Source organism: Rhizobium sp. C1, from assembly GCF_021026335.1.
Classification (GTDB): domain Bacteria; phylum Pseudomonadota; class Alphaproteobacteria; order Rhizobiales; family Rhizobiaceae; genus Ensifer_A.
This window is the reverse complement of record NZ_JAJNCY010000001.1, coordinates 514,497-541,479: the sequence shown is the minus strand read 5'-3', so window position 1 is coordinate 541,479 and position 26,983 is coordinate 514,497. Positions and strand designations below refer to the sequence as shown.

The 26,983-nt window shown below is 62.6% G+C and carries 28 protein-coding genes and 1 riboswitch; of the genes, 7 read left to right on the top strand and 21 right to left on the bottom strand.

Annotated features, from left to right (window positions below):
- Genes cbiB through cobA form a run of 4 tightly spaced genes read right to left on the bottom strand, consistent with a single transcriptional unit; the run spans position 1 to position 4,122 of the window.
- A complete protein-coding gene (gene cbiB, locus LQK83_RS02725) occupies positions 1–981 on the bottom strand; it encodes an adenosylcobinamide-phosphate synthase CbiB (RefSeq protein WP_230835745.1) in 981 nt (326 codons plus the stop codon).
- Positions 978–1,976 (bottom strand): threonine-phosphate decarboxylase CobD, encoded by a 999-nt coding sequence (cobD, locus tag LQK83_RS02720; RefSeq protein ID WP_230835744.1) that lies wholly within the window; start codon positions 1,974–1,976, stop codon positions 978–980. The genes cbiB and cobD overlap by 4 nt, the downstream gene beginning before the upstream one ends.
- Complete coding sequence (locus tag LQK83_RS02715) at positions 1,973–3,286, bottom strand: cobyrinate a,c-diamide synthase (protein WP_230835743.1); 1,314 nt, start codon at positions 3,284–3,286, stop codon at positions 1,973–1,975. Before LQK83_RS02715 ends, cobD begins: the two co-directional genes overlap by 4 nt.
- Positions 3,283–4,122, bottom strand: a complete 840-nt coding sequence (gene cobA / locus LQK83_RS02710; protein WP_230835742.1) for a uroporphyrinogen-III C-methyltransferase — start codon at positions 4,120–4,122, stop codon at positions 3,283–3,285. The genes LQK83_RS02715 and cobA overlap by 4 nt, the downstream gene beginning before the upstream one ends.
- A gap of 93 nt (positions 4,123–4,215) precedes the next feature.
- Here cobA and LQK83_RS02705 point away from each other — a divergent pair, with 93 nt between their 5' ends.
- Together LQK83_RS02705 and LQK83_RS02700 are read left to right on the top strand one after the other, a co-directional pair.
- Positions 4,216–5,319: a cobalt-precorrin-5B (C(1))-methyltransferase gene (locus LQK83_RS02705; RefSeq protein WP_230835741.1), complete on the top strand. Its 1,104-nt coding sequence runs from the start codon at positions 4,216–4,218 to the stop codon at positions 5,317–5,319.
- Complete coding sequence (locus tag LQK83_RS02700) at positions 5,309–6,001, top strand: cobalt-precorrin-6A reductase (protein ID WP_230835740.1); 693 nt, start codon at positions 5,309–5,311, stop codon at positions 5,999–6,001. The genes LQK83_RS02705 and LQK83_RS02700 overlap by 11 nt, the downstream gene beginning before the upstream one ends.
- 100 nt (positions 6,002–6,101) lie before the next feature.
- Here the strand turns inward: LQK83_RS02700 and LQK83_RS02695 are convergent, their stop codons facing one another.
- From LQK83_RS02695 to LQK83_RS02655, 9 genes are all read right to left on the bottom strand, one after another.
- Entirely contained in the window at positions 6,102–6,482 is a 381-nt protein-coding gene (locus LQK83_RS02695; RefSeq protein ID WP_230835739.1) for a helix-turn-helix domain-containing protein, read from the bottom strand.
- Between the two features lie 11 nt (positions 6,483–6,493).
- The gene (locus LQK83_RS02690) at positions 6,494–6,805 is read right to left on the bottom strand and encodes a type II toxin-antitoxin system HigB family toxin (RefSeq protein WP_230835738.1); all 312 of its coding nucleotides are present in this window, start codon (positions 6,803–6,805) and stop codon (positions 6,494–6,496) included.
- Between the two features lie 69 nt (positions 6,806–6,874).
- Entirely contained in the window at positions 6,875–7,834 is a 960-nt protein-coding gene (locus LQK83_RS02685) for a nucleoside hydrolase (RefSeq protein ID WP_230835737.1), read from the bottom strand.
- 94 nt (positions 7,835–7,928) lie between these two features.
- The gene (gene cobM / locus LQK83_RS02680) at positions 7,929–8,714 is read right to left on the bottom strand and encodes a precorrin-4 C(11)-methyltransferase (RefSeq protein ID WP_230835736.1); all 786 of its coding nucleotides are present in this window, start codon (positions 8,712–8,714) and stop codon (positions 7,929–7,931) included.
- On the bottom strand, positions 8,711–10,645 hold the full coding sequence (cobJ, locus tag LQK83_RS02675; RefSeq protein ID WP_230835735.1) for a precorrin-3B C(17)-methyltransferase: 1,935 nt from the start codon (positions 10,643–10,645) through the stop codon (positions 8,711–8,713). Before cobJ ends, cobM begins: the two co-directional genes overlap by 4 nt.
- Positions 10,642–11,382 carry a precorrin-2 C(20)-methyltransferase gene (gene cobI / locus LQK83_RS02670; protein ID WP_230835734.1) on the bottom strand — a complete coding sequence of 247 codons (741 nt, stop codon included), beginning with the start codon at positions 11,380–11,382 and terminating at the stop codon, positions 10,642–10,644. The genes cobJ and cobI overlap by 4 nt, the downstream gene beginning before the upstream one ends.
- A 300-nt stretch (positions 11,383–11,682) precedes the next feature.
- On the bottom strand, positions 11,683–12,924 hold the full coding sequence (gene cbiE, locus LQK83_RS02665) for a precorrin-6y C5,15-methyltransferase (decarboxylating) subunit CbiE (protein WP_230835733.1): 1,242 nt from the start codon (positions 12,922–12,924) through the stop codon (positions 11,683–11,685).
- Positions 12,917–13,561, bottom strand: coding sequence for a precorrin-8X methylmutase (locus LQK83_RS02660; RefSeq protein WP_230835732.1), 645 nt, complete (start codon positions 13,559–13,561; stop codon positions 12,917–12,919). The genes cbiE and LQK83_RS02660 overlap by 8 nt, the downstream gene beginning before the upstream one ends.
- Before the next feature lie 2 nt (positions 13,562–13,563).
- The gene (locus tag LQK83_RS02655) at positions 13,564–14,943 is read right to left on the bottom strand and encodes a sirohydrochlorin chelatase (protein WP_230835731.1); all 1,380 of its coding nucleotides are present in this window, start codon (positions 14,941–14,943) and stop codon (positions 13,564–13,566) included.
- A gap of 335 nt (positions 14,944–15,278) precedes the next feature.
- Between LQK83_RS02655 and LQK83_RS02650 the strand changes: the two genes are divergently transcribed.
- The 3 genes from LQK83_RS02650 (at position 15,279) to LQK83_RS02640 (ending at position 16,662) form a co-directional block, all read left to right on the top strand.
- Positions 15,279–16,064, top strand: a complete 786-nt coding sequence (locus LQK83_RS02650; protein ID WP_230835730.1) for a TSUP family transporter — start codon at positions 15,279–15,281, stop codon at positions 16,062–16,064.
- Between the two features lie 62 nt (positions 16,065–16,126).
- A complete protein-coding gene (locus LQK83_RS02645) occupies positions 16,127–16,366 on the top strand; it encodes a CopG family ribbon-helix-helix protein (RefSeq protein WP_230835729.1) in 240 nt (79 codons plus the stop codon).
- 5 nt (positions 16,367–16,371) lie between these two features.
- A complete protein-coding gene (locus LQK83_RS02640; protein ID WP_230835728.1) occupies positions 16,372–16,662 on the top strand; it encodes a type II toxin-antitoxin system RelE/ParE family toxin in 291 nt (96 codons plus the stop codon).
- Positions 16,663–16,690: 28 nt separating this feature from the next.
- Here the strand turns inward: LQK83_RS02640 and LQK83_RS02635 are convergent, their stop codons facing one another.
- Both LQK83_RS02635 and cobO read right to left on the bottom strand, forming a co-directional pair.
- Positions 16,691–17,116: an EamA family transporter gene (locus tag LQK83_RS02635; protein WP_230835727.1), complete on the bottom strand. Its 426-nt coding sequence runs from the start codon at positions 17,114–17,116 to the stop codon at positions 16,691–16,693.
- Positions 17,116–17,745, bottom strand: a complete 630-nt coding sequence (gene cobO, locus LQK83_RS02630; protein ID WP_230835726.1) for a cob(I)yrinic acid a,c-diamide adenosyltransferase — start codon at positions 17,743–17,745, stop codon at positions 17,116–17,118. Before cobO ends, LQK83_RS02635 begins: the two co-directional genes overlap by 1 nt.
- Before the next feature lie 60 nt (positions 17,746–17,805).
- On the opposite strand from cobO, the gene LQK83_RS02625 reads away from it, so the two are divergent.
- Both LQK83_RS02625 and LQK83_RS02620 read left to right on the top strand, forming a co-directional pair.
- Positions 17,806–18,018 (top strand): AbrB/MazE/SpoVT family DNA-binding domain-containing protein, encoded by a 213-nt coding sequence (locus tag LQK83_RS02625; RefSeq protein ID WP_230835725.1) that lies wholly within the window; start codon positions 17,806–17,808, stop codon positions 18,016–18,018.
- Positions 18,018–18,392, top strand: coding sequence for a type II toxin-antitoxin system VapC family toxin (locus LQK83_RS02620; protein WP_269065151.1), 375 nt, complete (start codon positions 18,018–18,020; stop codon positions 18,390–18,392). Before LQK83_RS02625 ends, LQK83_RS02620 begins: the two co-directional genes overlap by 1 nt.
- Positions 18,393–18,394: 2 nt before the next feature.
- Here the strand turns inward: LQK83_RS02620 and cobN are convergent, their stop codons facing one another.
- From cobN to LQK83_RS02590, 6 genes are all read right to left on the bottom strand, one after another.
- Positions 18,395–22,480 (bottom strand): cobaltochelatase subunit CobN, encoded by a 4,086-nt coding sequence (gene cobN, locus LQK83_RS02615; protein WP_230835723.1) that lies wholly within the window; start codon positions 22,478–22,480, stop codon positions 18,395–18,397.
- Between the two features lie 10 nt (positions 22,481–22,490).
- Positions 22,491–22,799 carry a HigA family addiction module antitoxin gene (locus tag LQK83_RS02610; RefSeq protein ID WP_230835722.1) on the bottom strand — a complete coding sequence of 103 codons (309 nt, stop codon included), beginning with the start codon at positions 22,797–22,799 and terminating at the stop codon, positions 22,491–22,493.
- Between the two features lie 5 nt (positions 22,800–22,804).
- The gene (locus LQK83_RS02605; protein ID WP_230835721.1) at positions 22,805–23,092 is read right to left on the bottom strand and encodes a type II toxin-antitoxin system RelE/ParE family toxin; all 288 of its coding nucleotides are present in this window, start codon (positions 23,090–23,092) and stop codon (positions 22,805–22,807) included.
- Between the two features lie 36 nt (positions 23,093–23,128).
- The gene (cobW, locus tag LQK83_RS02600) at positions 23,129–24,175 is read right to left on the bottom strand and encodes a cobalamin biosynthesis protein CobW (RefSeq protein ID WP_230835720.1); all 1,047 of its coding nucleotides are present in this window, start codon (positions 24,173–24,175) and stop codon (positions 23,129–23,131) included.
- Between the two features lie 5 nt (positions 24,176–24,180).
- Positions 24,181–24,693 carry a bifunctional adenosylcobinamide kinase/adenosylcobinamide-phosphate guanylyltransferase gene (gene cobU / locus LQK83_RS02595; RefSeq protein ID WP_230835719.1) on the bottom strand — a complete coding sequence of 171 codons (513 nt, stop codon included), beginning with the start codon at positions 24,691–24,693 and terminating at the stop codon, positions 24,181–24,183.
- Positions 24,694–24,755: 62 nt separating this feature from the next.
- Positions 24,756–25,105, bottom strand: a riboswitch (cobalamin riboswitch).
- 25 nt (positions 25,106–25,130) lie between these two features.
- Positions 25,131–26,585 carry a cobyric acid synthase gene (locus LQK83_RS02590; RefSeq protein WP_230835718.1) on the bottom strand — a complete coding sequence of 485 codons (1,455 nt, stop codon included), beginning with the start codon at positions 26,583–26,585 and terminating at the stop codon, positions 25,131–25,133.
- Positions 26,586–26,983 lie beyond the last annotated feature (398 nt).

Genomic DNA, 26,983 nt, shown 5'->3' with positions numbered 1-26,983 from the left:
TCAGGAAAGTTGCAACACGAGGAGTGCACACGTTACGCCAGCCAGCCAGTTGCAGGCGTGATCGAAGACCTTGATGGCACGATCGATATGCAGTGGCGAGGCATTGCGGGAGCCGCCAACATTCAGCATGTCCTCGTTCACCACGACGCCGTGATAGACCCGCGGTCCGGCCAGTTGCACATCGATGGCCCCCGCCATGGCCGCCTCGGGCCAGCCGGAATTGGGCGAGCGATGTTTGCCATGATCGGCAAGCGCAATCTTCAGCGAGCGCTTCATCGCCGCGAAGCCCCCCGCCGTCCACGCGCCGAGCGCGATGAACAGCACGGACAAGCGCGCCGGCAGAAGATTGACGAGGTCGTCCCATCGCGCAGAAGCCCAGCCGAAATAGAGATACTTTTCCGATTTGTGGCCGACCATCGAGTCGGCCGTATTGATCATCTTGTAGGCAAAGATCCCCGGCAGACCGAGGAACACATACCAGAAGGCCGGAGCCACGACGCCATCGGAATAGTTCTCCGCAAGGCTCTCGATGGCCGCGCGGCTGACCGCAGGCCCGTCCAGCGTCTGCGGATCGCGTCCGACAATCATCGACACCGCCTGCCTCCCGCCCGTCAGCCCCTCCTCCCGCAACGCGAAGGAAACCGCGCCGACATGATCGGCCAGGCTCTTCTGCGCCAGCAGAATGGCGACGACGACGATTTCCATCGCCGCTCCCAGCAGCCAGAGACCCGAGAACAGCGCCGAGGCAAGAAGGCCGCAGCCCACCGCCAGAAGGGTGAGCATTACCGCCGCCAAGACCCCGCGCGATTTCGCCGCCGCCGGTGAAAGGCCCGCCACGTTCAGCCGCCGATCGGCCGCCCCGACCGCCTTGCCGAAGAGTACGACGGGATGCGGCACACGCGCCCAAAGCCGCGGCGGATCGCCGACCACCTTGTCGATCAGCAGCGCCAGAAAGAGAAACGCCAGCCGAAACGCGATCATCGCTCGCTCCAGTTCTGCAACGCCGCCCGCAGGCGCTCCTGGCCCTCGGCATCAGCCGGCAGCCCGATGCGCATCCAGTCCTTTCGATAATCAAAGATCCGCGTGAGGATGGCATGGCGGCACAGATGCGCATGCAGCGCGGCCGCTTGCTGCTCCTCGATCAGCAGGAAAAGTCCGGCATTGGCGGCGACCCGCAGGCCCGCAGCCGACAGAATGTCCTCCAGTTGAAGCGCCCGCGTCTCAATATCCCGGCGGATCGCATCCCGATCAAGATCGAAACAATGCCGCGCGATCGCCATCGCTGGTCCCGACACCGGCCATGGCCCAAGCCCTGTCTCCAGCGCAGCCGCATGATCTTCGCCGGCAATGGCGAAGGAGAGCCTGACGCCCGCAAAGCCGAAGAACTTCCCGAAGGATTTCAGCACCACCAGATGCGGCTGATGCGCGACGGCACCCGCAAGGCTCGCCTCCGGATGCATTTCGCCGAAGGCCTCGTCAACGATCAGGGTTGCGCCCTGCTGCCTGAGGTCGAGGCAGAGCGCAAGAAGATCGGCGCGCGAATAGAGCCTCCCGTCGGGATTGTTGGGATTGACCACGACGACCACGCGATGCGCGCGCGTCACGCCGGACAGTTCGGCGATTTCATCCAGGCCATAGCCTGCTTCAGCAAAGACGGCGCGATATTCGCCATAGGTCGGCGAGACGATCGCCACCCTCGCCTTTTCGCCGGTCCGGGCCAGCAGACGGATCAGCGGCTGCGTACCCGCCGCGGCGACAGGCAGCACCGTGCCGCTGCCATAGAACTCGGCTGCAGCGCGGCGAAGCACTTCAAGAAGATCGGCATCCGGCAGCCTGTGAAAAAGCCTGGGCTCAATCGCGGGCAGCACTGGAGGAACCGGATTGATGCCGGTCGAAAGATCGAGCCAGATCCCGGGCGCGCCGCCATAAGCGCGCGCCGCGGCGGCAATCCCGCCACCGTGAAAGATGCCGCTCATGAACGATCCCCGTCAATATCCGGGGCGAGATCGATCAGATGCAGATAGGATCCCGCGACGCGTCCGCGCTTCATGCCCATCGGCCCGAGATCGGCGCCCAGCGCATCCTCGGCTCGGAACAGCGGCTCGGCCTTGCCGGCCTGCGCAATGGTGGAATAGTGAAACTCATGCGCCCGCATCGGGGCCTGGAAGATCGAATCGTCCGCCGGCCGGGCCACGCGCAGGCCCAGATGCCGCTGCCGCTTTGCAAACGTGGTCGTCACCGGCAGAAGGCCAAGCATGGCATGCACCACGCCCGCCGCATCCACCAGCGCCTCGCCGAGCACCATATAGCCGCCGCATTCGCCATAGACGAGCGCGCCGCGCTTCACCGCGTCCCGCATGCCGGCAAAGAAGGGCTCGGCGGCGGCAATGCGGCCCGCATGAAGCTCCGGATAACCGCCCGGCAGATAGATCGCATCGGCCCGCCCGTTCGGCGCTTCGCCGTTAAGCGGTGAGAAGAAGGAAAGCTCCGCCCCTTGGCCGCGCCAGCCCTGCAGGAGGTGCGGATAGGAAAAGGCAAAGGCCGCGTCGCGCGCCACCGCAATGCGCTGCCCAAGCGGCGGCAACAGCGCCGGCACGTCAAGCGCATCGGCCGCGTCGCGTCGCGCAAGCTTCAGCAGCGCCGGCACATCGCAATGTTTCTCGACCCGCGCCGCCGCATGCTCGATAAAGTCTTCCAGCGCCTCATGCTCGGTGGCCTGCACGAGCCCGAGATGCCGCTCCGGCAGCTTCAGCGCCTCGTCACTCGGCAGCGCACCGAGAATCGTGAAGCCCACCCGCTCCAGCGAAACCCGCAGCATCGCCTCATGCCGCACGCTGCCGACCCGGTTGAGAATGACACCGGCAACCCGCACATCCTTGCGGAAATCGCGGTAGCCCGATGCCAGCGCCGCCACGGAATGCGACATGCGGGCGCAATCGATCACCAGCACGATCGAGAGATCGAGTTGTGCCGCGAGGTCCGCCGGAGAGCCCGAACCGTCGCTTGCGCCGTCGAACAGGCCCATCATGGCCTCGACGACAAAATGCCGCCCGCCACCATGGCCGCCGGCCATGACGGCCAGAAGCTCCGGCCGCATGCCCCAGGGATCAAAATTGAAGCAGACTTCGCCCGACGCCGCCGTGTGAAAGGCCGGGTCGATATAATCCGGCCCTGCCTTGCCCGGCGCGATCTTGAGCCCGGCATTTTTCAGCGCGCGCAACAGGCCGAGCGTGACGGTCGTCTTGCCGGAACCGGAAGAAGGGGCAGCAATCAGCAATCCACTCATTCTGCCGCTTTCGGATAATCGGGCATCAGGCCCTCAGTCGTCAGCTGCCGCCCGGAGAGAGCGCCCAGCCAGTCCATGCCCTTGCGGAAACGGACTACCTCGCCGATGACGACGATTGCCGGCGGCTGCAGGCCAGAGGCTTCGACATCAGCCTCGGCACGACCGAGCACTGTCTCCAGCACCTGCTGTTCAGGGGTCGCCGCATTGCAGACAAAGGCAACCGGCTCTTCGGGCGAGCGCCCGGCAGCAATCAGATTCGCCGAAATCTGTCCGATATGCTTCATCGCCATATACATGACGAGAACCGGAGACCCGCGCCCCAGCGCCTCCCAGTCGATCCGGTCCGGTACGATACCGGACGAATCGTGACCGGTGAGAAATGTCACGGCATGATTGATCTCGCGATGAGTGACCGGAATACCGGCATAGGCTAGCCCGCCGATCCCGGCCGTAATCCCCGGCACGATACGGAACGGAATATCATGCTGAACGAGCGTCAGCGCCTCTTCGCCACCGCGCCCGAACACGAAGGGATCGCCGCCCTTGAGCCGCAACACGCGATGCCCCTGGCGCGCCAGTTCGACCAGCCGCAGCGAGATATCGCGTTGTTTGACGGACGGCTTGCCTCCGCGCTTGCCGGCATATTCGAGAAGGGCATCGGGCCGCGCGAGCTTCAGGCACTCGTCATTGACCAGCGCGTCATAAACGATGACATCCGCCTCGCTCAGCGCCTTTGCGACGAGCAGCGTCAGCAAACCCGGATCGCCCGGCCCCGCACCTGCGAGCCAGACGCTTCCTTTCTCGATCTGCGGCAATGTCGAAAAAAGCATGTCCATGTTCTACTGTCCTATGAGCGGCGCTCAAAAAATGCAACGGCGGAATGAAACGACGCCTTTCCTGCCCACCACCGCCCGCCTATACTTGCACCCATGACAGAAGCATCAGAAACCGCCCGCATCGACAAGCCGGACGCCGCCTTGCGCACGGGCTGGACCACCGGCGCCTGCGCAACGGCAGCAACGAAGGCGGCGCTGACGGCACTGATCACCGGCGAATTCCCCGACCCCGTCGAAATCACCCTGCCGCGCGGCGAAACGCCAGCCTTCCCGCTCGCCTTCGAGACGCTGGGCGATGGCTATGCCATGGCCGGCATCGTCAAGGACGCCGGCGACGACCCCGACGTCACCCACGGCGCGACTGTAGTCGCGGCCATTCGCCCGCTCCCGCCTGAAAGCGGCATCCGCTTCCGCGCCGGCGAAGGCGTCGGCACCGTCACCAAGCCCGGCCTGCCAGTCGAGGTTGGTGAGCCGGCGATCAACCCCGTGCCGCGCTCCATGATGATGGCTGAAGCGTTGGCGCTTTGCGAAGAGGCCGGCCTTCCCGCAGATCTGGAAATCACCATTTCCATACCGGGTGGGCAGGCACTGGCCGAGAAAACCTGGAACCCCCGCCTCGGCATTGTCGGCGGCCTCTCGATCCTCGGCACCACCGGCATCGTGCACCCCTTCTCCTGCGCCGCCTGGATACATTCCATCCATCGCGGTATCGATGTCGCCCGCGCCGAAGGGCTGACGCATCTTCTGGGCTCCACCGGCTCGACGTCGGAGAAAGCGGGCCAAGATTTCCATCACTTGCCGCTCGGTGCGCTGATCGACATGGGCGACTTCGCCGGCGCGCTGCTCAAATATCTCCGCGCCCACCCGGTCGAGCGCCTCACCATCGCGGGCGGCTTTGCCAAGATGACGAAGCTGGCGCAAGGCGCGCTCGACCTCCATTCCGGCCGCAGCCAGGTGGATATGGACTTCTACCTCTCGTTGCTTCCCGCCTGCGGCGAGGAGCTTGCAAAGCGGATTCAATCTGCCAACACCGCGCTGGAAGTTCTGGAATTGACTCGCGAAAACGGCATCGACCTCGCGAGCCTTATCGCCGTGCAAGCGCGCGAAAAGGCGGCGGAGACCTTGCGGGGAGCACCGGTGAAGATCGACATCCTGATCACCGACCGGCAGGGAACCATCATCGCCCATGCCGAGTGATTCAGCCCCCGAAAAGCCGGAAAAAATTCTGATCCTCGGCGGCACGAAAGAAGCGGGCGAACTGGCACGAGACCTCGTGTCCAAAGGCCGCGACGTCACCACCTCGCTTGCTGGACGGACGAAAGAACCGGCACCCGTCGAAGGCAAGCTCCGCATCGGCGGTTTCGGCGGCGCGGAAGGCCTCGCCGCCTACCTCAAAGCCGAAGGCATCACCCGCGTCATCGACGCCACGCATCCCTTCGCAAAAACCATTTCGGCAAACGCCGTCAAAGCCTGCGAGCTCGCGGCCGTCCCGCTCGACATCAGCACCCGCGCACCGTGGCAAAAGCAGCCCGGCGACCTCTGGATAGAGGTCGCGACACTCGAAGAGGCTGCCGCCGCCCTGCCCGAGAAAGCCCGCGTGCTCCTGGCGCTCGGCCGCCAACATCTCGACGCCTTCTCAGGCCGCACCGGCTGCCACTTCGTCATCCGAATGATCGACCCGCCGGAAACCCCGCTCGCCTTCGGGAGCTACGACGTCATCACCGCGAAACCATCCCCGGACCCCGATGAGGAAGCTGCCCTGTTCCGCGAACATGCGATTACCCACATCGTCGCCCGCAATTCGGGCGGCGAAGGGGCCTATGCCAAAATCGTGGCCGCGAGGGCGATGGGATTGCCGGTTGTGATGGTGGGGCGCTAGAGCAATTTCAGGAAAAGTGGAAACCGGTTTTACGTCCGAAATTGCGTAAAAACAAAAAAAGATAGAGCGTTTCAGTGTTTCCATGAAACGGTGAAACGCTCTAGGCCGCCAGATCTCCCACCAGCGCGCCGGCGGGAATGCCCCACGCTTTGCTGAGCTTGCGGATCTGATCGAGATTGATATCCCGCCGACCGTTCAGAAGATCGGCCGCACGGGACTTGGAGCCGATGACTTCAATGAGATCGGCTCGACTGTAATTGTTCGCCGCCATCACGGACTTGATCACATCGACTGGACTTGCCCGCGGAATTTCGAAGTGCCGCCGCTCATATTCTTCAATCAGCAGGACCAGTGCATCGAAATGCGCGACAGCGGGCGTCCCTTCATCAGGCTCGTTCTCGAAATAGGGACGCACGGCCTTCAGCGCTGCCCGATATTCCTCATCGGTCTGCAATGTGCGCAATTCTTCAAGCCTGATCATCTTCACCGCCCTCACAAAGCCCTGACATCGATCCGGTCGTATTCGCCATGCGTTCCGACAAACAGGACGAAAATGCGTTTCGTCCGATAAGCAACGAGCCCGACAATCCGATACTTGTTGCCGCCGACATCGAAGACGACCTTGCCATCCGCAACATAGTCCGCCGAATTGAAAGTCTTCTTCAGGTCGTCAAAGTGATCCCACCGTGCATCAGACGCCGTTGTGTACCATTCCATCATCGCCGCACGCGCCGTCTTCTGCGGCAACCCCGACGGCTGGCGGTTCCAGAACTCGACCAGCGCAGACTTGGCGATCACATTCATAGGTAAGGGCTATAACAGGTTTCCGGATTGGAAACAAGAAATTCCCAATCCGGAAACGCCTGAAAGACCTCAATCCTCCTTCACCGACACAATCGCATCGTGGATCAGCTTCAGCACGGCCTTGTCATCAATCCCGACCGCAATCTTCTGGCTGGGCAGATTATCCCAGTCGGACGGCCCGAAGCCGCGGCCGTCAGGTTTCTGGATCGTCTTGCCATCAGCAATCCCGCAACAGACGACGCGGACGGTGCCGGAGCGGGTGGTGAAGAGTTCGGGCGCGACAACATAGGCGCAGGCGCAGCTGTCGTGAACGACCATGCCGTCATCCACGAGGCCTTCGTAGAAGTCGATATAGAACTGCGACAGGTCGAAGAGCAGTTTGCCTCGGCGGCCGGCGGCATCCGCAATATCCTTGAGCTGAGAGCGCGTCATGACGGTCTGCATGGTCACGTCCAGACCGATCCAGACGACCGGCCATGTGGCTGTCGCCACGATATCGGCAGCTTCCGGGTCGCCATGGATATTGGCCTCCGCCGCGGGCGTCACATTGCCGGGCACCTCGAAGGCACCGCCCATGATCACGACTTCCTTGACCAGCGAAACGATCTCCGGATCCTGCTTCAGCGCATTGGCGAGGTTCGTCATGCGGCCGACCGCCACCAGCGTCACCTCGCCCGGATACTTGCGCACCATGTCGATGATGAACTGCGCGGCAGGACGCGGATCGGTCGCGATATCGACCGTTTCCGGCACGCCGATATTGCCGAGCCCGTCATCGCCATGGATCCAGGCCGGCGGCTCATGCGTCACGCGATGCGGAATGAAGGTCTCGCCCGCGCCTTGTGCGACCGGCGCCTCGATCTTCCATTCGCGCTTCAGAAACAGCGCATTGCGCGTCGTCACCTCGATCCGGGCATTGCCGAACACGGTCGTCACGCCCAGCAGATCGATGTCCTTGTGATGATGCAGAAAGAGGAGCGCCATGGCGTCGTCAACGCCGGGATCAGTGTCGAAAATGACTTTATGCATAGTCTTTTTACCTTTTGATAATCGAAATATCGGCGCTGCCCCACGCGGTCGGTTTCAGACCGCCCCTTGAAGATGAGAACAGCTTAGCAGCCCCTCATGACGCGTCTACAGAAGTCTTCTTCTTTCCCTTGTTCCTCAGAACATGGCTGAAGGAGGCATTGTAGAGATCGCTGTCGCGGAACTCGACCTCGCCGAAGACCTTGCCGACGAAGATCAGCGCGGTGCGGGTGATCTTCGCCTTGCGCACATCTTCCTTCATGGCTGACAGCGTCGTGCGGATATATTGCTCGTCCGGCCATGTCGCGCGATAGGCAATGATGACCGGGCAATCTTCGCCATAATAGGGCACGAGCGCATCGTGAACATAGGTGAGATTGCGGATCGAGAGGTGGATAGCAAGCGTCGCGCGTGACTTGCCCAGAATCTCCAGCGTCTCGAATTCCGGCATGGAGGAAGCCTTCATGCCGGTGCGGGTGATGATGATCGTCTGGGCGATCTCAGGCAGCGTCAGCTCCGCCTTCATCTTCGCCGCCGCAGCCGCAAAGGCCGGCACGCCCGGCACGACCTCATACGGAATGTCGAGCGCATCCAGCCGCCGCATCTGCTCGGCAATCGCCCCATAGATCGAGGGATCGCCGGAATGGACGCGCGCGACATCCTGACCCCTCTCATGCGCCGCCTTCATGTCCGCGACGATCTCGTCGAGATGCATCGGCGCGGTGTCCTTGACGATCGCCCCTTCCGGCGCACATTTCACCGTCTCCTCCGGAACCAGCGAGCCGGCATAGAGGCAGACCGGGCAGCTTTCGATGAGGCGAAGACCGCGCACGGTGATGAGATCGGGCGCGCCGGGACCGGCGCCGATAAAATAGACTGTCATGCTTCCACTTTCTTCATGCCGCTATCCGTCTTTCCGGAATAGCCGCGTGGCGTGTAAACCCAGGTCTTGCCGTCGCCCGTCTTCACCGTCCTGCTCTCGGACGAACCGACGACGACCACGGTCAGCATATCAACCTCTTCGATATTGAGTTCACCCAGCGGCACCGTGCGCACCGTCTCGCCCGGCCGACCGAGATTGGTGGCCAGCACGACAGGCGTTGAAGCCGGGCGGTATTTCAGCAGTTCGTCTCGCGCATAGGCGAGCTGCGTCCGCCGCTTCATCGAGACAGGATTATAGAAGGCGATGACGAAATCACCCTCGCCCGCCGCCTTCACGCGCCGCTTGATGTCTTCCCAGGGCGTCAGCAGATCGGAGAGCGAGATGGTGCAGAAATCATGCCCCAGCGGCGCGCCGATGCGGGCGGCCGCCCCCTGCAGCGCCGAGATGCCGGGCGAGCATTGCACCTCGATCCGCGAGGCCGCATCGGAAATGCCGCCCTTGTCGAAAAGCTCGAAAACCAGCGTCGCCATGGCATAGATGCCGGCGTCACCCGAGCAGACCAGCGCGACATCGCGGCCCTGTCCTGCCAGTTCCATGGCATGCACGACGCGGGCCTCTTCCTTGCCGAGATCGAAATCATGCCGCGCCTTGCCCTTGGCCAGCGGCCCGAGCAGATCGAGATAGAGCGAATAGCCGACGAGATCGCTAGACTTGGCCACCATCTCCGTCACCTCCGGCGAGCGCCAGCCCTCCGAACCCGGCCCGATGCCGACGACGAAGAGCCGTCCGCGCGCCCGGCCGCACTTAGCCGGGTCGATCATGTCAGCGGACCTCGCAATCGCCGCCGTAGCTCCCTTGGACTTGATCTTGGGAAACACGAGTTCGCCGGATGCCCCGGCGGCAGCCAGCGCCGCCCCTTCCGCCACGCCATGGCAACCCACCTCGGCAAAGACAATATCGGACGGGTTCCTCAAACGCGGGGTTTCCCGCTCCAGCGTCGCCGCATCGAAGAACCGCGCCGGCACGCCGAGATGCGCCGCGACCGCATGGATCGCGGACTCGTCGGCCTTCAGGTCCAGCGACACGACGACCGCGATGGATTGGCGGGCGTAGCCGCTCTCGGCAATCGCCCGCTCCGCCAGCGCAATTGCTTCCGCCGGGTTGCAGCCACGCTCGCAGCCCATGCCAAGCGCTAGTGTGGCCGGATGGTACACGAGTTCGAGCGGGCCGGCGATGTGAGGTTTATCGGTGATGGTGAGTTTGACGGCTCCGTCTTCCGAGAACGGAAGTTTGGAGTCGGTGAGCCACCCGCGATCGCCACTCTCCCCCCTCGAGGGGGAGATGTCGACGTAGCCGACAGAGAGGGGGCCGGCGGCCGCAGAGGTCCGGAGCATACCCCCCTCTGCCCTGCCGGGCATCTCCCCCTCAAGGGGGGAGATTGGCAGAACGGTAGCGCCCGCCACAAGCTCCGCCATAACAGCCTTCGCAGCTTCCGGGTTCGCCAGCTTCAAACCCGCCGGCGGCGCATCGAGCGCAATGCCAAACCGCAAATCCCCCGCCGTCGTGATCGCCGCATGCCCCTGCAAAGCCGCCGCAATCACCCGCGCCAGATCGTTCGCCCCATGATGCCCGCCCAGAAGCGGCACGACGGACGACCCATCCTCGGCGACCGCGATCACCGGCGGCTCCGCCATCTTGTCGGCGAGAAGCGGCGCGACCAGCCGGATCAGCGCGCCGGACGCCATGACCGCGACAATCGGACGGCCAGCCGCAAACAGAGCCTGAACCTCCGTCCGCACCTCATCAAACACCCAATCCGCCGAAGTGACACGCGCCCGCGCACCGACAAGCTCGCCGCCGATGGCGTCCGCGACGGCGCGGCCAGTCGCAGCGGCCTGTTCGCTCAGGATGATGACGGCAGGTCTGGTCATGCGGGATGGTCTTTCGTGAGAATGGGCAGGCGGGAAATCCAGTCCTCCTGCCCCTTGTAGATCAGGATCAGCGAGAAATAGGGCGCGGCATCCTCAAGCACATCGGCAAGCGGAAACACCCGTTCATTGTCGAGCGACACGCGCTCCAGGTAGCCGGCGCGGTCGATCAGGCCCATGTCGCGGATGAGGTCGCGGATTCGCGCAAAATGCCGCCCAACCTTCATGATCGCGACTGCATCCGAGGTTTCGATACGCGCGCGCATCACCTCAGTCTCGATCGGTCCGGGGATCACGGCCAGGATATCGTTACGTGCCGTCAGCGGTCTTCTCAACGCCGCCGCGCCCGCCATGATCGAGGACACGCCCGGCACGATCTCGACTTCATAGTCCGCTTCAAGACGCTCGAAGAGATACATGAAGGAGCCAAAGAAAAACGGATCGCCTTCACACAGAACTGCCACATCGCGGCCCGCATCAAGATGCGCGGCAATATCTCTCGCAGCCGCATCATAGACATCCTGCGCCGGATAGCGCTCGACGCGCATCGGCATGACGACGGGAATTTCCACCTGTTCGGGCTTGAGGTAACGCTCGGCAATCTGCCGCGCGAAGCTCGGTCCGGTGTCGGGGGCCGGATAGGCGATGACGGGGGCGGATGTGATGATCCGATGCGCCTTCAGTGTGATCAGTTCCGGATCGCCGGGGCCGAGGCCGAGGCCAAAGAGTTTACCGGGCATGCGACCTCCAATCCTCTCCCCTCGTGGGAGAGGATAGTAAGCCCGTGCGAGCCGAAGGCGAGTGCTGGGCGCACTTGGTGAGGGGGAAAACACGACCATGCGGCATTCGATCTCCCCCCTTGAGGGGGGTAGGCAGCGGTTCGCGCAGCGAAGCAATCGATCCAGTGAATCGATTGCAGTGACGAACGCCGGCAGGCCAGAGGGGGGTGGCCGCAACCATCGGAGGGTGCCAAGCACCCCCCTCTGTCGGCTGCGCCGACATCTCCCCCTCAAGGGGGGAGATTGGAGCATGACGCACCATCACTCCCACCCCTTCTGAACCGACCACAACGTCACCGGCATCATCGGCTTGAATGCCGAAAACCGCCCGACAGGCTCGGCGCGCGAAACGGACATGCGAACGAGTTCGCCGCCGAGCTGCGCCTGAAGCGACGTGAGTGCCATCTCGCCCTCGACCGTCACCGCATTGGCCACCAGCCGGCCACCGGGCTTCAGAGCTTCCCAGCAGGCCTCGAACACGCCCTCACCCGTCACACCGCCGCCGATGAAGATGGCGTCCGGGGCCTTCAGCCCCTCCAGCGCTGCCGGCGCATCGCCCTCGACGATCTGCAGGGCCGGCACGCCGAGTTCGGCGGCGTTCTGCTGGATCATAGCGATCCGTTCGGCCTTCTGCTCAATCGCCACCGCACGTCCGCCGGCGCGCATCCATTCCACCGAGATCGAACCGGAGCCCGCCCCAACGTCCCAGAGCAGCGCATTGCGATAGGGCATGAGATAGGCGAGCGTCACGGCGCGAATCTCGCGCTTGGTGATCTGCCCGTCATGCACGAAAGCGTCGTCGGAAAGCCCCGGCACCAGCGGCAGGAATTCCGGCGCGCGCACCAAATGGATGCCGATCGTGTTGAAGTCCGCAAACTCGGGGGCGCCGTCCAGAATATCCTCGACGGTGAAGAGGCTGACCCGCTCGCGATCGCCCCCCATATGCTCCAGCACATGGATATGCGACCCGGTATAGCCGCGCGCGATGACAAGTTCTGCGACTTCGCGGATGGTCGCAGCATCGGAGGTCAGCGCCAGAAGGCGCGCCGCCGGTTGCAGATGCCGGATCAGTGTTTCGACCGGCCGGCCATGCAGCGAAATCTGCTCGACATCCTGCAGCGCCCAGCCGAGCCGCGCAGCGGCGAGCGAAAAGGCCGATGGCGACGGCATGACGCGCATTTCATGCGGCTCGAAATGCCGGCGCAGCGTCGAGCCGATGCCGAAATGCATGGGATCGCCGGTCGCCAGGATCGTCACCGGCGTTCCGCGCAGCGAAACGATGCGGTCGATCACATCGCGATAGCCCTCCGCCCAGTTGATCACCGTCTTCGGCGGCAGGCCTTCGAGCACCGTGTCGAGCCGTTCGGCCACGACAATGGTCTCCGCCTGCCAGACATAGGGCAGCGCTTCCGGCGTCACGCTGGAAAGCCCGTTGTCGCCGATACCGACAATCGTCAGCCAGGGTTCGTCGCCGTTCGAGGGCTCATCAATTTTGTTAGTCATTCGCCCCCAATCCCCCAGCCAGCGCATTCACCGCCGCCGCGGCCATGGCCGATCCGCCACGCCGCCCCCGCACCGCAATGAAAGGAACGATTGAACTGTCCCCGATAAGTGACTCTTTTGATTCAGCCGCCCCGACAAACCCGACCGGAAAGCCTAGGATGATCGCGGGCCTTGGTCCACCCGCCGTGATCAATTCCAGCAGCCGGAACAGCGCCGTCGGCGCGTTGCCGATCGCGACAACCGCTCCCTCCAGCCGCTCGCCCCAGAGATCGACCTGCGCCGCCGAGCGCGTATTGCCAATCTCGCTCGCCAGCGGCCGCACGCGCGGATCATTGAGCAGGCAGATCACCTCATTGGTCTTCGGCAGCAGGCGCCGAATGATCCCATGCGCCACCATTTCCGCATCCACGAAAATCGGCGCGCCAGTGGCCAAAGCCGCTTGGCCGATCTCGAATGCCCCATCCGAAAACGCAATGTCACCGGCCAGATCGACCATCCCGCAGGCATGAATCAACCGGATAGCCAGCGCATCCATCCCCTTGGGAAACCGCAACAAATCCGCTTCCGCGCGGATCGTCTCGAAGGACTTGGCGTAAATGGCGGCGGGATCGCGGATATAGGTGAGGTCCGGCGCCATCCTCACCCCTTCTTCAAGCTCTTCGGCCCGAGCGGGTGATCGGCATGGGGATAAGGCGCGTGGTGGTGATCATGGTCGTGGCTATGTCCATGATCATGATGATGATGATGTCCATGATCATGCGAGTGACCGTGGTCATGATCATGATGGTGGTCGTGGCCATGGTGCTCATGCCCATGGTGCTCATGCCCATGATGGTCGTGATCGTGATGGTCGTGCGAATGATCATGCCCGCAGCCGCAATCCGGCCCATGGACATGGCTGGTGCGCTCGTAATCCGCCTCGTCCAGCTTCTCCGCCACGACGTTCTCAAGCTTGGCGTATTTGCCGCCAAGCGTAATCGAGGGCGTGTAGTCAAAGGCGGGTTCGAGCGGTGCCGGGCTCGCATGGCTATGCACCGGCGTCCATGGCAGGCCGTGTTCGCGGCAGAAGGATTCCTCGCGGCAGGAGGCATCGCAATCGCCGTTGCAGGGACAGTTTTCCAGACCGCCGCCAATGCCTTCGACATGATGGTGATGGCTTTCCTGCGGCTGGCCAACGGAGGCTTCGAAGCCGAGCACCTGTTCGCGATACTTGCACATCTGGCAATTCATCAGCGCCTGGCCTTCGAGAATTTCGGTCACGCGATCCTGGAAGGCATCGAGCACCAGCGGATGGTCGTTGAGATAAGGCGCCTTGATGAACTGGATGTCCGGATGGCGCGCCGCCACCTCGTCGGTCGAGGAATAGATGCGTTTCACCAGAACGCCGGTGAAGAGGAAATACGGGAAGACGATGATTCGCTTGTAGCCAAGGCGAGAGACGTGCTCCAGCGCCGGCTCGACCAGCGGGAAGGTTACTCCTGAATAGGCCGTCTCGCCCCAGCCAAAGCCCATACCTTCCCACAGCATGCGCATGACCTTGGCGACATTGGAATTGGCATCCGGATCGGAAGCACCGCGCCCGACGACCATCAACATCGTGTCATGCAGCGACATCTCGCCATGCTCGCGGTTGGCCGCATCGACGGCTTCCTTGATGCGGTCGCCGGCGGCGCGGATCATCTTCAGGTCAATGCCGAGTTCCCGGCCGTAATTGACCGTCACGCCCGGATTTTGTGCGGCCCACGTGTTGAGCACGGAGGGAATGTCATTCTTGGCATGGCCGGCGGCAAAGAGCATGCCTGGAACGGCGAGAATGCGCGTCACGCCGGCATCGCGCAGCGCGTCAAGACCGTGTGAGAGGACGGGATTGCAGAATTCGAGATAGCCGTATTCGACGGGCAGATCGGGATAGCGCTTGCGCAGCTCTTCGGCGATGACGGAGAATTCGCGCGCCGCGTTCTGGTTCCGGCTGCCATGGCCGCAGACCATGATTCCGAGCTTTTCCGTGTGCTGAAGCATGACAGTCTCCCGTTTCGCGTTGTCCCAATGCACGAAACGGCGCGAGCACTTGCGCGTGGCAAGGCCCCACCTCCCCGACAGCCCCGGATCCAAGCCCCCTGTTTGGGTCAGCCGCACCGAACTCGCTTCAGTCCTTCAAAAGGACGCCGCCGTACATTTTGTCAGACCGGTGTTAGCCGAAGCGCGCGCCGGGGTCAAACCGGTTTGCGCCCGCAGCAGGCGCGTTTGCGCCAGCGCCCTTTCCCGCCTGCAGAATTGTCATGAAGACGAAATGACATTTGCCTTTTTTGACAGCCGGTGCGACATCTCGGCTCTCATCTTTTGAAAGCCTGCACGTGCTCGAAATCACCCTCCATCTCCTCGCCTTCCTGTTCCTCGCCGCCTTCGTGGCGGGCTTCATCGATTCCATTGCCGGCGGCGGCGGTTTGATCACCGTTCCCGCCCTGCTGATCGCCGGCGTGCCACCGCTCGAAACACTGGGCACCAACAAGTTGCAATCGCTGTTCGGTTCGGGTTCGGCAACGCTTGCCTACGCCGCAAAGGGGCATGTAAAGCTCAAAGAACAGTTGCCGATGGCGGTCATGTCGGCGCTGGGTTCGATGATCGGCGCGATCGCAACGACCTACATTCCCGGCGACGTGCTGAAGGCCTTTCTGCCGCTGCTGCTCATCGCCGTGGCGCTCTATTTCGGCCTCAAGCGCAACATGGGTGACGACGACCGCCACGCCCGCATGCGCCCCTTCGTCTTCGGCCTGACCTTCGTGCCACTCATCGGCTTCTACGACGGTATGTTCGGCCCCGGCACGGGCTCCTTCTTCATGCTGGCCTTCGTCACCATGGCCGGCTTCGGCATGCTGAAGGCGACGGCGCACACGAAGCTCCTGAACTTCGCGTCCAATATCGGCGCCTTCATCGTCTTCATCATTTCCGGCGTCATCCTCTGGAAGGTCGGCCTCGTCATGGCCGCCGGCCAGTTCCTGGGCGCACAGACGGGTTCAAGGCTCGCCATGCGGAACGGCGCAAAGATCATCCGCCCGCTCCTCGTCGTCACCTGCATGGCGCTGGCGGTGAAGTTGCTGGCCGATCCGGCAAACCCGGTCAGGGTGTGGCTGGGGCTGTGATTGCCGGAGCCCTGCGGTTCTTCTATATTGAGCCTCAACAGGAGCGGTAGAAGGAAACATGAATGTCTGCCCTTACCATCAGACTGTCGGACGAAACGGCCGAACAGCTCGATACCCTAGCCAAGGTTCAAGAAAGCTCTCGATCCTCGCTTGTCTCAAGAGCCATTGAAGAGTTTATCGCAAAGGAAAACTGGCAAATTGCGGAAATCCAAGCCGGCCTAGAAGAAGCCGAAAGAGCCGATTTTGCCAAGGACGAAGATTTGAGGCTCGTCTTGGATCGATATCGCGCATCCGGACGCTGATTTAGATGGCTCGGAGGATCCGCTGGACACGCCGAGCCCTACGTCGATTGGAGGAAATTGGTGCTTACATTTCCGCCAATAATCCTAACGCAGCCGCCAAAGTCCTGAACCGCATCGTTACCGCCGCGGATACCCTCGCAAGCCAGCCTCAAATGGGCCGCGAAGGCCGCGTCAAAGGCACCCGGGAACTGGTCTTGCCCGACGTCTCCTACGTCATCGCATACCGTGTAACGGAAAATTCAATCGATATTTTGACTGTCGTTCACACCGCCCGTCGCTGGCCGACATTTCTTTGAAATGCATTGAGCTTCGGCTGAGGCGGCGTCACAGGACGGCCAGCATGACAGCCCCGGCCGTCATCATGGCAATCGCGAGCCAGTGCAGCAAGCTGAGCTTCTCACTGAGAAAGACGACGCCGAAAACGGCGACAAGAACGATCGAAAGCTTGTCTACCGGAGCGACGCGGGCGGCATCGCCGAGCTTCAGCGCACGGAAATAGCACAGCCATGAAGCTCCCGTGCCGAGACCCGAAAGCGCGAGAAAAAACCACGTCTTCGCCGAGATGTCGCGCAACGGCTGGAATTGCCCCGTCGCTCCGACAATCGCGGTCAGGACGACGATCACAACGCAGGTCCGGATGAGCGTCGCGAAATCGGAGTTCACGCCCTCGACCCCGATCTTCGCGAAGATTGCGGTCAGCGCCGCGAAGCCGGCGGACAAAAGTGCCCAGACCTGCCAGCCGAGCGCCATCAGAATTCGACCCCCTTCTGTGCCTTGATGCCCGACCGGAACGGATGCTTCACCAGTTCCATCTCCGTCACCAGATCGGCTATCTCGATCAGCTCCTCGCGCGCATTGCGCCCCGTCAGCACGACATGCGTCATAGGTGGCTTCTCGGTCTTCAGAAATTCGACGACTTCATGGATGTCGATATAGTCATAGCGGATCGCGATATTGATCTCGTCGAGCAGCACCATCGACTTATCACCCGATGCAATCAGCTCCTTCGCCTTGGACCAGGCGGCCTGCGCTGCCGCCACATCGCGCGCACGGTCCTGCGTTTCCCAGGTAAAGCCTTCGCCCATCGTGTGGAATTCGCAAAGGTCGGAAAAGCGCGCCAGGATCAGGTCGCGCTCGCCCGTTGACATGCCGCCCTTGATGAACTGCACGACGGCCGATGGCATCCCGTGTGCGATATGCCGGAAGATCATGCCGAAGGCCGCCGTCGACTTCCCCTTGCCCTTGCCGGTATGGACGACGATCAGCCCCTTCTCGTCGGTCTTCGTCGCCATGATCTTGTCGCGCGCGGCCTTCTTCTTGGCCATCTTTTCGGCGTGGCGCGCATCGTCCTTGGGGGCGGTCTCTTCGGCTTCGGTCACTTTGCAGGCTCCTCGATTTGCGCTATTCTTACATCTACCGATCGATAGGGAAACGTAAAAATGAGCGATACGGCAACGCTCTCTTCAAAATTTCAGATTTCTGTTCCGAAAGCTGTTCGGGACAAGGAAGATTGGCAGCCGGGGCAGAAATTTGCCTTCGTGCCGGGCGATGGTGGCTATCTCCTCGTGCCGGTTCCATCGGCGGCAGACCTTCGCGGCCTAGCCAAGGGTGCGGACCGATCCGTCCCCCGCGACCGGAATGACCGCGTCTGATGCGCGTTATCGACTCCTCCGTTTGGATCGAAATTCTGGCAGACGGACCACGAGCAGACACCCTGTTGGCGGAGCTGCCAGCGGTGAACGACATCGTCATGCCCACGATGATCGAGCTTGAGCTCGCCAAATGGATCGAGCGCGAAGCAGACACCGCGACGCTACGGAAGTTTCTCGCCTTCTCAAGCCAATGCATATCCGCTCCCCTCGACACGAACCGGGCACTCATGGCGGCCCGCGTGCATCGTGACTTCAAGCTGGCCACTGCCGACGCCATCGTCTACGCCGCAGCGCTTGAATTCGAGGCAGAGCTTGTCACCTGCGACAGGCATTTCGAGGGACTGCCGCATGTTATCTACATCCCCAACAAGTAGCGTCACCGACCATTGACCAGCCGCTCCAGTTCGAACCGCGCCGAATTCGACCGCGCCTCCCAGAGCCCACGATCGAGCGCCTCGATGAACCGCTCCGCGAGTTCCCTGAGCGCCGGCGCGTTTTTCTCGGCCATGAAATCGCGCACGGCTTCATCGGCGATAAAGGCCTGATAGGCCGCCTCGAAATGGTGGCTTTTCACGGCGCCCGTCGTCGCCGAGAAGGCGAACATGTAGTCCACCGTCGCGGTGATCTCGAATGCACCCTTGTAACCGTGGCGCATGACGCCGGCGATCCATTTCGGGTTGACGACGCGGCCGCGCACGACGCGGGAAATTTCCTCCTCCAGCGAGCGGATCACCGGCTTTTCCGGCCGCGAATGGTCGTTGTGATAAACTGCCGGCTGTCTGCCCTTAAGGTGCTCCACGGCCGCCGACATGCCGCCTTCGAACTGGTAATAGTCGTCGGAATCGAGCAGGTCGTGCTCGCGATTGTCCTGGTTCTGGATGACCGCTTCCACGCTCGAAAGCCGGGTCTCCAAGAGCGCCCGCTCTGCTGCCCCCTCCTCGCCCGCGCCATAGGCATAGGAACCCCAGACCAGATAGCTTTCCGCCAGATCGCCGCGCCGGTCCCAACCCTTCTCGTCGATCAGCGCCTGAAGACCCGCGCCATAAGCGCCGGGCTTGGAGCCGAAGACGCGGAAACCCGCCTTGCGCGCCGCCTCCGATACGCTCATGCCGGAGGCTATCAGCGCCGCCTGCTCGGCCCGCATCCGCGCCGCGACAGGATTGTCGCCTTCGTCCTCGTCCAGCACGCCAACCGCCCGCACGGCCTTGTCAAACAGAGCAATCTGCTCCGGAAATGCATCGCGGAAAAAGCCGGAAATGCGCAAGGTCACATCGACTCGCGGCCGCCCGAGTTGTGCGACGGGAATGACTTCATAGCCCGTCACCCGCAGCGACGCCGTATCCCAAACAGGCTTCACCCCGATCAGCGCCAGACCTTGAGCGATATCGTCGCCGCCGGTGCGCATGTTCGAGGTGCCCCAGGCGGTGAGCGCGAAACTCTTCGGCCAGTCGCCGTGGTCCTGCACATAACGTGTCACGAGCAATTCGGCGGACTTGCGACCGAGTTCCCAGGCTGTCTGCGTCGGCACCGCGCGGCTGTCGACCGAATAGAAATTCCGCCCCGTCGCCAACACATCGGGCCGCCCCCGCGTCGGCGCGCCGGAAGGGCCTGGCGGCACGAAGCGGCCGTCGAGGCCGGTGAGCAAGCCTTTGATTTCGGCTGGGCCGCAGGCGATGACGGAAGGTTTCAGGCGGGTTTCGATCTCGGTGAGGACAGCGCGCGTGGCAGCCCATTCTTCGGGACAGGATTGTTCGCCGGAGACTAACTGCGCAGCCAGAAGCTCGATCCGCTCCACCGTGTCCCCATTCGTCCGCCACGGGTCGACGGAGAGATCGGTGAGGATTGCGGGCTTAGGGCCAGTCCACTGATCAGACATGGCACAATTGAGAGGATCGAAAACGCTTACCGTCAATCTCCCCCCTTGAGGGGGAGATGTCCCGATAGGGACAGAGGGGGGAGCCGCACCGTCGTAGCCGGGAGCCAAAGAACCCCCTCTGGCCTGCCGGCCATCTCCCCCACAAGGGGGGAGACGACTCGTGGCACCGGCCTCGTCCACAGTTCCAGAAACTTGCTCACGCTCCTCTGTAAGGGGAGCACGGCGGTCACTCTCCCTCCCCCTTGTGGGGAGGGTTGGGGAGGGGTTTTTCGCAAACGCATCCAGCGCAATCGCCCGCTGCAAACTCTGGTTCCCGCCCTCGCCCAGCCCGCGCGGCACACGCGCAAGCGCCACGCAGAGATCGGTCAGCAAGCGCCCCTCCGGCGCAACGCCGAAGACATGCAGCCCATCGCGGATCTGCATTTCCTTGAGATCGCAGAGCCAGGCATCGAGCTTGGTGAGCGCTGCATCCGCATCGTCTGCCTTCCCGATGCCCGCATCGTGATCGAGCCCGAGATCAGCAACCAGATCGAGGATCTTCTTCCTGAGCACTGTCAGCCGGCGCGGATCGCCGCCGGCCGCCTGATAATATTCGTCCACCAGCGCTTCGAGGTCCTTCAGCGGCCCGTAGCTCTCCGCCCGCGTCAACGGCGGTGTCAGATGATCGATGATGACTGCGGAGGTGCGCCGCTTGGCCTGCGTGCCCTCGCCCGGATCGTTGACGATGAAGGGATAGAGCTGCGGCAGCGGCCCGAATACGGCTTCGGGATAGCAGGTCTCTGAAAGGGCCAGCGCCTTGCCGGGCAGCCATTCGAGATTGCCATGCTTGCCCATATGAACGACGGCATCCGCCTCGAAGGCCTCGCGCAGCCAGGCATAGAAGGCGAAATAGCCATGCGGCGGCACGAGGTCCGGCGAATGATAGGTCTCTTTCGGATCGATATTGTAGCCGCGCGCCGGCTGGATGCCGATCGCGACATCACCGAGCCGCGACACTGGCAACGCAAACACGTCGCCGACGATATAGGGGTCACGCTCCGGCTCACCCCATTTCGCCGTCACAGCAACTTGAATCGCTTTGGGAAGTTTCGCGAAGAAGGCCTTGTAGTGACTCAAGGAAAGCGTCTCGCGGATTTCGCGCCCGTCATTCCCCGCATTGGTCGGCCCACCCATCAGGAAATCCATCAGCGCATCGCCATCGGCCGGTACATCCGCGACCGGATAGCCCGCCGCCGCCATCGCTTTCAAAACCTCGACCGTCCCGGCCGGCGTATCGAGCCCCACGCCATTGCCGAGACGCCCGTCGCGGTTCGGATAATTGGCGAGCACGATGGCCACCCGGCGCTCCGCCGCAGCCTTTCGCCTCAGCCGCACCCAATTGGCCGCGAGATCAGCGACAAAGCCGACTCGCCCAGCCTCCGGCACATGCGAGACGATATTGGCCTGAACCCGCTCGTCGAACCGCGCCGCCGCCTTGAAGGAAACAGCCCGCGTAATGACGCGCCCATCGGTCTCGGTGAGCGACACATGCATGGCAAGATCGCGTGCCGAAAGGCCCTGCGGTGAGGCTTCCCATGCCTCCTTCGACGATGAGGAAAACACCGCCTGCAGCACGACCGCCCCGCCCTCATCCAGCACGCCGGATTGATATTCAGCCCCCGGCGGCGACACGGCAAAGCCTGTCACATTGATGACGACGGCGGGCTGAACCTCCCCGAAAATATGCCGCACCGTTTCCTGGCTGACCGCATGCTTGAGGCTGGAAACGAAGACCGGCAGCGCTTTCAGCCCCCGTGCCGTCAAGGCCTCGACAAGCGCAGCGACCGGCGCGGTCTCGCCGGATTGCACCAGCGCCCGGTAGAAGCAGATCGCGACGGTGCCGCGGTCTCCGCCCACTCTCCCCCCTTGAGGGGGAGATGTCGGCGCAGCCGACAGAGAGGGGTCTTCCAAGGCAGATCGGGACGATCCCCACTTCTGTCCCTGCCGGAACACCGCCCCCTCAAGGGGGGAGAGTGACCGCCACGCCTCAACCCCGATCACACCCCGCCCCGGCCACCAGAGCCCCGCCTTCAGAAGCGGCGTAGCCGGTGCCGGCTTTTCGGCGGAGGCGAGCATTGCCGCGCAGTAATCCAGGAACCCGCGCGCATTCGCGTCGCCGCCTTCAACGAGATAGGAATGCAGCGCCGCATAATCGGCAAGCGTCACGTTGGAATAATCGGCCAGCGCCGGGTCCGGCCTATCGTCGCCAGGCAGTGCAGCAATCAGCGCGCCGGAGCGGGAGGCCGCTGCATGAAACGCCTCGAGCAGATAATGAAAATACCCCGCCCCGCCGAGCGCCCGCACGACAACGAGCTTCGCATGCTTCAGCGTCCGCTCGACATAGGTATCGACCGACATCGGGTGCCGCAGGCTCATCAAGCTCGCCAGCCTCAGCGAGGGTCCACTCCAACCCTCCGCCGCCGCAGCAATGGCCGCAAGCTCGGTATCCGCCGCCGACAGAAACAGGATATCCCCCGGCGACTGCCCGAGATCAACCGCCTCGCCGCCATCGGCAATAGAACCCTTTTGTGCAAGAAGAAGGTGCATTTCGGAGCAATCAGGCTGCTTCGAGCGGTTCGATAGCGGCTATGGCATCCGCCTTTTCGGTACGCGCAACCGCCAGCTCGTATCCGACCTGCATGTTCATCCAGAAATCGGGCGTGGTGCGGAAAAAGCGCGCGAGGCGCAGCGCGGTATCTGTCGTGATCCCGGTTTCTTCGGCCACGATCCGCTCAATGCGCGTACGCGGTACCTGCAAACGGCGCGCCAAAGCGCCAGCGCTCAGGTTCAGCGGCACAAGATATTCCTCCCGCAGGATTTCCCCGGGGTGAATGGCTGGCAGTTCAACAGCAAGCATGTTCGTCATCGCATTCAACCCTTGTGATAATCAACGATCTCTACGTCGGCCGGCCCTGCTTCCGTCCAAAGAAAGCAAATCCTCCATTGATCGTTGATCCGAATAGACCACTGCCCGGACCTGTCGCCTTTCAGTTTCTCCAGCCGGTTGCCGGGCGGGGACCGCAAGTCATCCAGCGCCCTGGCAAAACCGAGCAACGCAAATTTGCGTTGGACGACACGCAGGAGATCGGGTGGAAAGCCCTTCGGCAATCGCCCCTGCGCAATTCCCTCAGCAAAAGAGCCCTTCAGAGAGACGATCATTAAACGGAATGTATCACCAGGTGATACATTTGTCTATCAAATCCCCTTGATCGCCTCGATGATTGCCGCATCGTCCATCTCGTCATGCAGCCCGATCACGACAAGCTTCGTCGCCCGCACCTCGCCTGGCTTCCATGGCCGGTCGAAATAGGTCTCGATGCGGTTGCCCACGGCCTGGATGACGAGGCGCATGGGCTTGCCGGGGACATCGGCGAAACCCTTGAGGCGCAGGATGTCATGCGTCTCGATAATCCCCTTCAGCGCATCCGCGAAGGTGGCCGGGTCGGCAACCGGGCCGTAATCGACGACGAAGCTCTCGAACTCGTCGTGATCGTGGTCATGTGGCGCGCCTTCGTGCTCAAGCTCATGATGCGACTTGCGGTTTTCGATATCGTCTTCCGTGCCGACGCCGAGACCAAGGAGAACTGAAGCCGGCACATCGCCGCCTCGACTGACGACCATCTTCGGCTTGCGCGCCGTGGCGTTCGAAATGGCGTCGCGCACGGCTTCCAGCCCGGCAGCATCCAGCAGATCGGCCTTGTTGAGGATCACGAGATCCGCGGCCGTCAACTGGTCTTCGAACAGCTCTTCCAGCGGGCTCTCATGGTCCAGCCCTTCATCTTCCGCGCGCTGCGCGTCGATCGCATCATGGTCGTCGGCAAAGCGCCCGGCGGCGACGGCGGCGCTGTCCACCACCGTCACGACGCCATCGACCGTCACCCGCGTCTTGATGCCGGGCCAGTTGAAGGCAGCGACCAGCGGCTGCGGCAGCGCGAGACCAGATGTCTCGATCACGATGTGGTCCGGACGGTTCGCGCGCTCCAGCAGTTTCTCCATCGTCGGGATGAAGTCGTCGGCAACCGTGCAGCAGATGCAGCCGTTATTGAGCTCGATGATATCGTCTTCTGTGCAGTTCTCGGCACCGCAGCCCTTCAGCACCTCACCATCGACGCCGAGATCGCCGAATTCGTTGATGATCAGCGCGATCTTCTTGCCGCCCGCATTGGACAGCAGGTTGCGGATCATCGTCGTCTTGCCCGCGCCCAGAAAGCCCGTGATCACGGTGGCCGGTATCTTCTGCATTCTCGTCAACCCTTCATCTTGAGCGGCAGCCCGGCCGCCACGAAATAAACTTCGTCGGCCACGGCCGCGATCTTCTGGTGCAGCCGGCCGGCATGGTCGCGAAAGGCGCGCGCCATGGCATTATCCGGCACGATGCCGAGACCGACTTCATTGGAAACGATGAAAATACGCGCCTTTGCGCCAGCTATGGCCGAGGCGAGGCGTTCAAAGGCCTCGTCCATGTCGCGCTCCGCCATCATCAGATTGGTGACCCAGAGCGTCAGGCAATCGATGAGAATGGCGTTCTCCTCGAAATCCAGCGGCGTGATCGCGCAGGTGAGTTCGATCGGCGCCTCGATGGTCGTCCATTCCGGCCCGCGCCGGCTCTGGTGCTGGCCGATGCGCTCGCGCATCTCGGCGTCCCAGGCCTGACCCGTCGCAATATAATGAAGCAGCAAGCCGCTCTCCCGCGCCAGCCTTTCGGCAAGCGCGGACTTGCCCGAGCGGGCGCCGCCAAGAATGAATGTGCTGCGCGTCATCGCGCCGCTCCGGAAGGAGCGTTTAAAACCTGCGCCAAGACAACCTCCGTGCTGCGAGCGCTTCAATTTAACGGAGAATGGCAGGTCTCCTGGCTCACGGCTCCCGATCAAGACGCTTGGATCTTGATCATCGGCGGCCCTCGCCTTCCCGGCATTATCGCGCATCTTGAGAGGAGGACGATTCGTAGAGAAAGAGGCGTCCGACCCCGGTTGTTCAAGACATGCATGCCAGTGGCTTTTCACGCCCTCCTAAAGCCCGCACCATTGCGGCTTTCGGATTTGCGCGACGGGCCGACCTCACCGTTCTACAGTCGCGGGGTCGGCTGCGATTGGAGATCCGCGTGAAGCGGCTTTCGTCGCATTCCCTCTTCGTCTCCGGTTACCCGGAGAAACCATTCAATTAACGCAACAAGGGTTAGGCGCGATGGACGCTCATGTCAATCAAGGAGACTGCCCAGCCAGTGTTTGTCCAGCACCGCCTCAAGTTCTTCCGCGACCTGATCGAGCGCCTGATCGACCGTCTGGCGATAGGACTGCGCACCCCCTTCGACGCCGAAACTCGCAAGCAGCGCGCGACGATAGGCATCCGAGCCGAAGAGCCCATGCAGATAGGTCCCCATGACCCGCCCATCCGCCGAAATCGCACCATCGGCCCGGTTGTCGATGGAGACCGAAGGACGATTACAATCCGCCCCCTTCGTCACACCGAGATGGATTTCATAGCCCGTCAGCGGCGCATCATATTCCAGCGAGCGCGCAGAGGAATTCCGCACCGTCTTTTCCGGCGCCATCTCCGTCTCTACATCGAGAAGCCCGAGCCCTGCGATCTCCCGATCCTCGCCTTCCAGCCCGAGCGGGTCCGTGATCCGGTTGCCGAGCATCTGGTAGCCACCGCAAATACCGATCACGCGTCCCCCGCGCCGGCGATGCGCCTGAAGATCGCGGTCCCAGCCATTCGCGCGCAGTACCTTCAGGTCGCCGATGGTCGATTTGGAACCGGGCAGCACGACAAGCCCGGCATCGGCGGGAAGCGCCTCGCCCGGCTTCACGAAGACAAGCTCCACCTGCTCCTCTGCCGCCAAAGGATCGAGATCATCGAAATTGGCAATACGGGGCAGCATCGGCACGGCGACCTTCAACGCCCCCGCGCCCTTCGAGACCAGGCGCTCCAGCACGACCGAATCCTCAGCCGGCAAGCGCCCTGCCGATTTCAGCCACGGGACGACGCCAAAGCACGGCCAGCCGGTGAACCCTTCGATCTGCCTGATCCCATCGTCGAACAGGCTGACATCGCCGCGAAACTTGTTGATGAGATAGCCAGTGATCATCGCGCGATCCTCGTCCGGCAGGATCGCATGTGTCCCGACCAGCGAGGCAATGACCCCGCCGCGATCGATGTCCCCGACCAGCACGACGGGTACCTTCGCGGCGGTGGCAAAGCCCATATTCGCGATATCGCCCGCGCGCAGATTGATCTCGGCCGGAGAACCAGCGCCCTCGACCACGACAAGGTCAGCGCCCGCCTTCACCGTCTCGAAGCTGTCAAGCACGGCGCCCAGCAATTGCGGCTTAAGGCGCTGATAATCGCGCCCCTTGGCCTGCCCGAACACCTTGCCCTGCACGATGATCTGGCTGCCGTTCTCTGACTGCGGCTTCAAAAGAACCGGGTTCATGTGAACAGAAGACGGTACCCTTGCGGCCATCGCCTGCAGCCATTGCGCGCGGCCGATCTCGCCGCCATCGTCAGAGACGGCCGCATTGTTGGACATGTTCTGCGGCTTGAAGGGCTTCACCTTCAGCCCGCGATTGGCCGCAATCCGGCAGAGCCCGGCGACAAGCACGGTTTTGCCGACATCGGAGCCGGTTCCCTGAAGCATGATGGTCTTGGTCATAAGGATGGGTGGTAGCATCGCCACCGGGGCTTTTAAAGCGCGAAAGCCGCCCAGATCGTCAAGCGACCTGAACGGCTTGCCTAAAACTCGTGGCCATCCCACACATACACTGCGAGATACGCTCACCTCCGGTACGCGAGACCTGATCCGGAAGCGTTGCTAGCGGTGTCCCCCGCTGCACGAAAACAATTAGCGGGACATTCTTACCGGACGGTTATCGAGAGCTTAAATATCTATGAACTGACGATTTATTTTAGCCTGCTTGCCGCTCAGTGGCGCAAACACGTCTTCATGAGACAAATAGTTGATTGAAACTGAACGATAATTGCGACTTATTGGACAGCCCGAGCAATCCCGGCGAAAGTGGAAACCGGTTTCGCGTCCGGAATTGCGTAAAA

Excerpts from the sequence above, each read along its gene's own strand:
- cbiB (WP_230835745.1), bottom strand. The coding sequence starts at position 981 with ATGATCGCGTTTCGGCTGGCGTTTCTCTTTCTGGCGCTGCTGATCGAC.
- cobD (WP_230835744.1), bottom strand. The coding sequence starts at position 1,976 with ATGAGCGGCATCTTTCACGGTGGCGGGATTGCCGCCGCGGCGCGCGCT.
- LQK83_RS02715 (WP_230835743.1), bottom strand. The coding sequence starts at position 3,286 with ATGAGTGGATTGCTGATTGCTGCCCCTTCTTCCGGTTCCGGCAAGACG.
- cobA (WP_230835742.1), bottom strand. The coding sequence starts at position 4,122 with ATGGACATGCTTTTTTCGACATTGCCGCAGATCGAGAAAGGAAGCGTC.
- LQK83_RS02705 (WP_230835741.1), top strand. The coding sequence starts at position 4,216 with ATGACAGAAGCATCAGAAACCGCCCGCATCGACAAGCCGGACGCCGCC.
- LQK83_RS02700 (WP_230835740.1), top strand. The coding sequence starts at position 5,309 with ATGCCGAGTGATTCAGCCCCCGAAAAGCCGGAAAAAATTCTGATCCTC.
- LQK83_RS02695 (WP_230835739.1), bottom strand. The coding sequence starts at position 6,482 with ATGATCAGGCTTGAAGAATTGCGCACATTGCAGACCGATGAGGAATAT.
- LQK83_RS02690 (WP_230835738.1), bottom strand. The coding sequence starts at position 6,805 with ATGAATGTGATCGCCAAGTCTGCGCTGGTCGAGTTCTGGAACCGCCAG.
- LQK83_RS02685 (WP_230835737.1), bottom strand. The coding sequence starts at position 7,834 with ATGCATAAAGTCATTTTCGACACTGATCCCGGCGTTGACGACGCCATG.
- cobM (WP_230835736.1), bottom strand. The coding sequence starts at position 8,714 with ATGACAGTCTATTTTATCGGCGCCGGTCCCGGCGCGCCCGATCTCATC.
- cobJ (WP_230835735.1), bottom strand. The coding sequence starts at position 10,645 with ATGACCAGACCTGCCGTCATCATCCTGAGCGAACAGGCCGCTGCGACT.
- cobI (WP_230835734.1), bottom strand. The coding sequence starts at position 11,382 with ATGCCCGGTAAACTCTTTGGCCTCGGCCTCGGCCCCGGCGATCCGGAA.
- cbiE (WP_230835733.1), bottom strand. The coding sequence starts at position 12,924 with ATGACTAACAAAATTGATGAGCCCTCGAACGGCGACGAACCCTGGCTG.
- LQK83_RS02660 (WP_230835732.1), bottom strand. The coding sequence starts at position 13,561 with ATGGCGCCGGACCTCACCTATATCCGCGATCCCGCCGCCATTTACGCC.
- LQK83_RS02655 (WP_230835731.1), bottom strand. The coding sequence starts at position 14,943 with ATGCTTCAGCACACGGAAAAGCTCGGAATCATGGTCTGCGGCCATGGC.
- LQK83_RS02645 (WP_230835729.1), top strand. The coding sequence starts at position 16,127 with ATGTCTGCCCTTACCATCAGACTGTCGGACGAAACGGCCGAACAGCTC.
- LQK83_RS02640 (WP_230835728.1), top strand. The coding sequence starts at position 16,372 with ATGGCTCGGAGGATCCGCTGGACACGCCGAGCCCTACGTCGATTGGAG.
- LQK83_RS02635 (WP_230835727.1), bottom strand. The coding sequence starts at position 17,116 with ATGGCGCTCGGCTGGCAGGTCTGGGCACTTTTGTCCGCCGGCTTCGCG.
- LQK83_RS02625 (WP_230835725.1), top strand. The coding sequence starts at position 17,806 with ATGAGCGATACGGCAACGCTCTCTTCAAAATTTCAGATTTCTGTTCCG.
- LQK83_RS02620 (WP_269065151.1), top strand. The coding sequence starts at position 18,018 with ATGCGCGTTATCGACTCCTCCGTTTGGATCGAAATTCTGGCAGACGGA.
- cobN (WP_230835723.1), bottom strand. The coding sequence starts at position 22,480 with ATGCACCTTCTTCTTGCACAAAAGGGTTCTATTGCCGATGGCGGCGAG.
- LQK83_RS02610 (WP_230835722.1), bottom strand. The coding sequence starts at position 22,799 with ATGACGAACATGCTTGCTGTTGAACTGCCAGCCATTCACCCCGGGGAA.
- LQK83_RS02605 (WP_230835721.1), bottom strand. The coding sequence starts at position 23,092 with ATGATCGTCTCTCTGAAGGGCTCTTTTGCTGAGGGAATTGCGCAGGGG.
- cobW (WP_230835720.1), bottom strand. The coding sequence starts at position 24,175 with ATGCAGAAGATACCGGCCACCGTGATCACGGGCTTTCTGGGCGCGGGC.
- cobU (WP_230835719.1), bottom strand. The coding sequence starts at position 24,693 with ATGACGCGCAGCACATTCATTCTTGGCGGCGCCCGCTCGGGCAAGTCC.
- LQK83_RS02590 (WP_230835718.1), bottom strand. The coding sequence starts at position 26,585 with ATGACCAAGACCATCATGCTTCAGGGAACCGGCTCCGATGTCGGCAAA.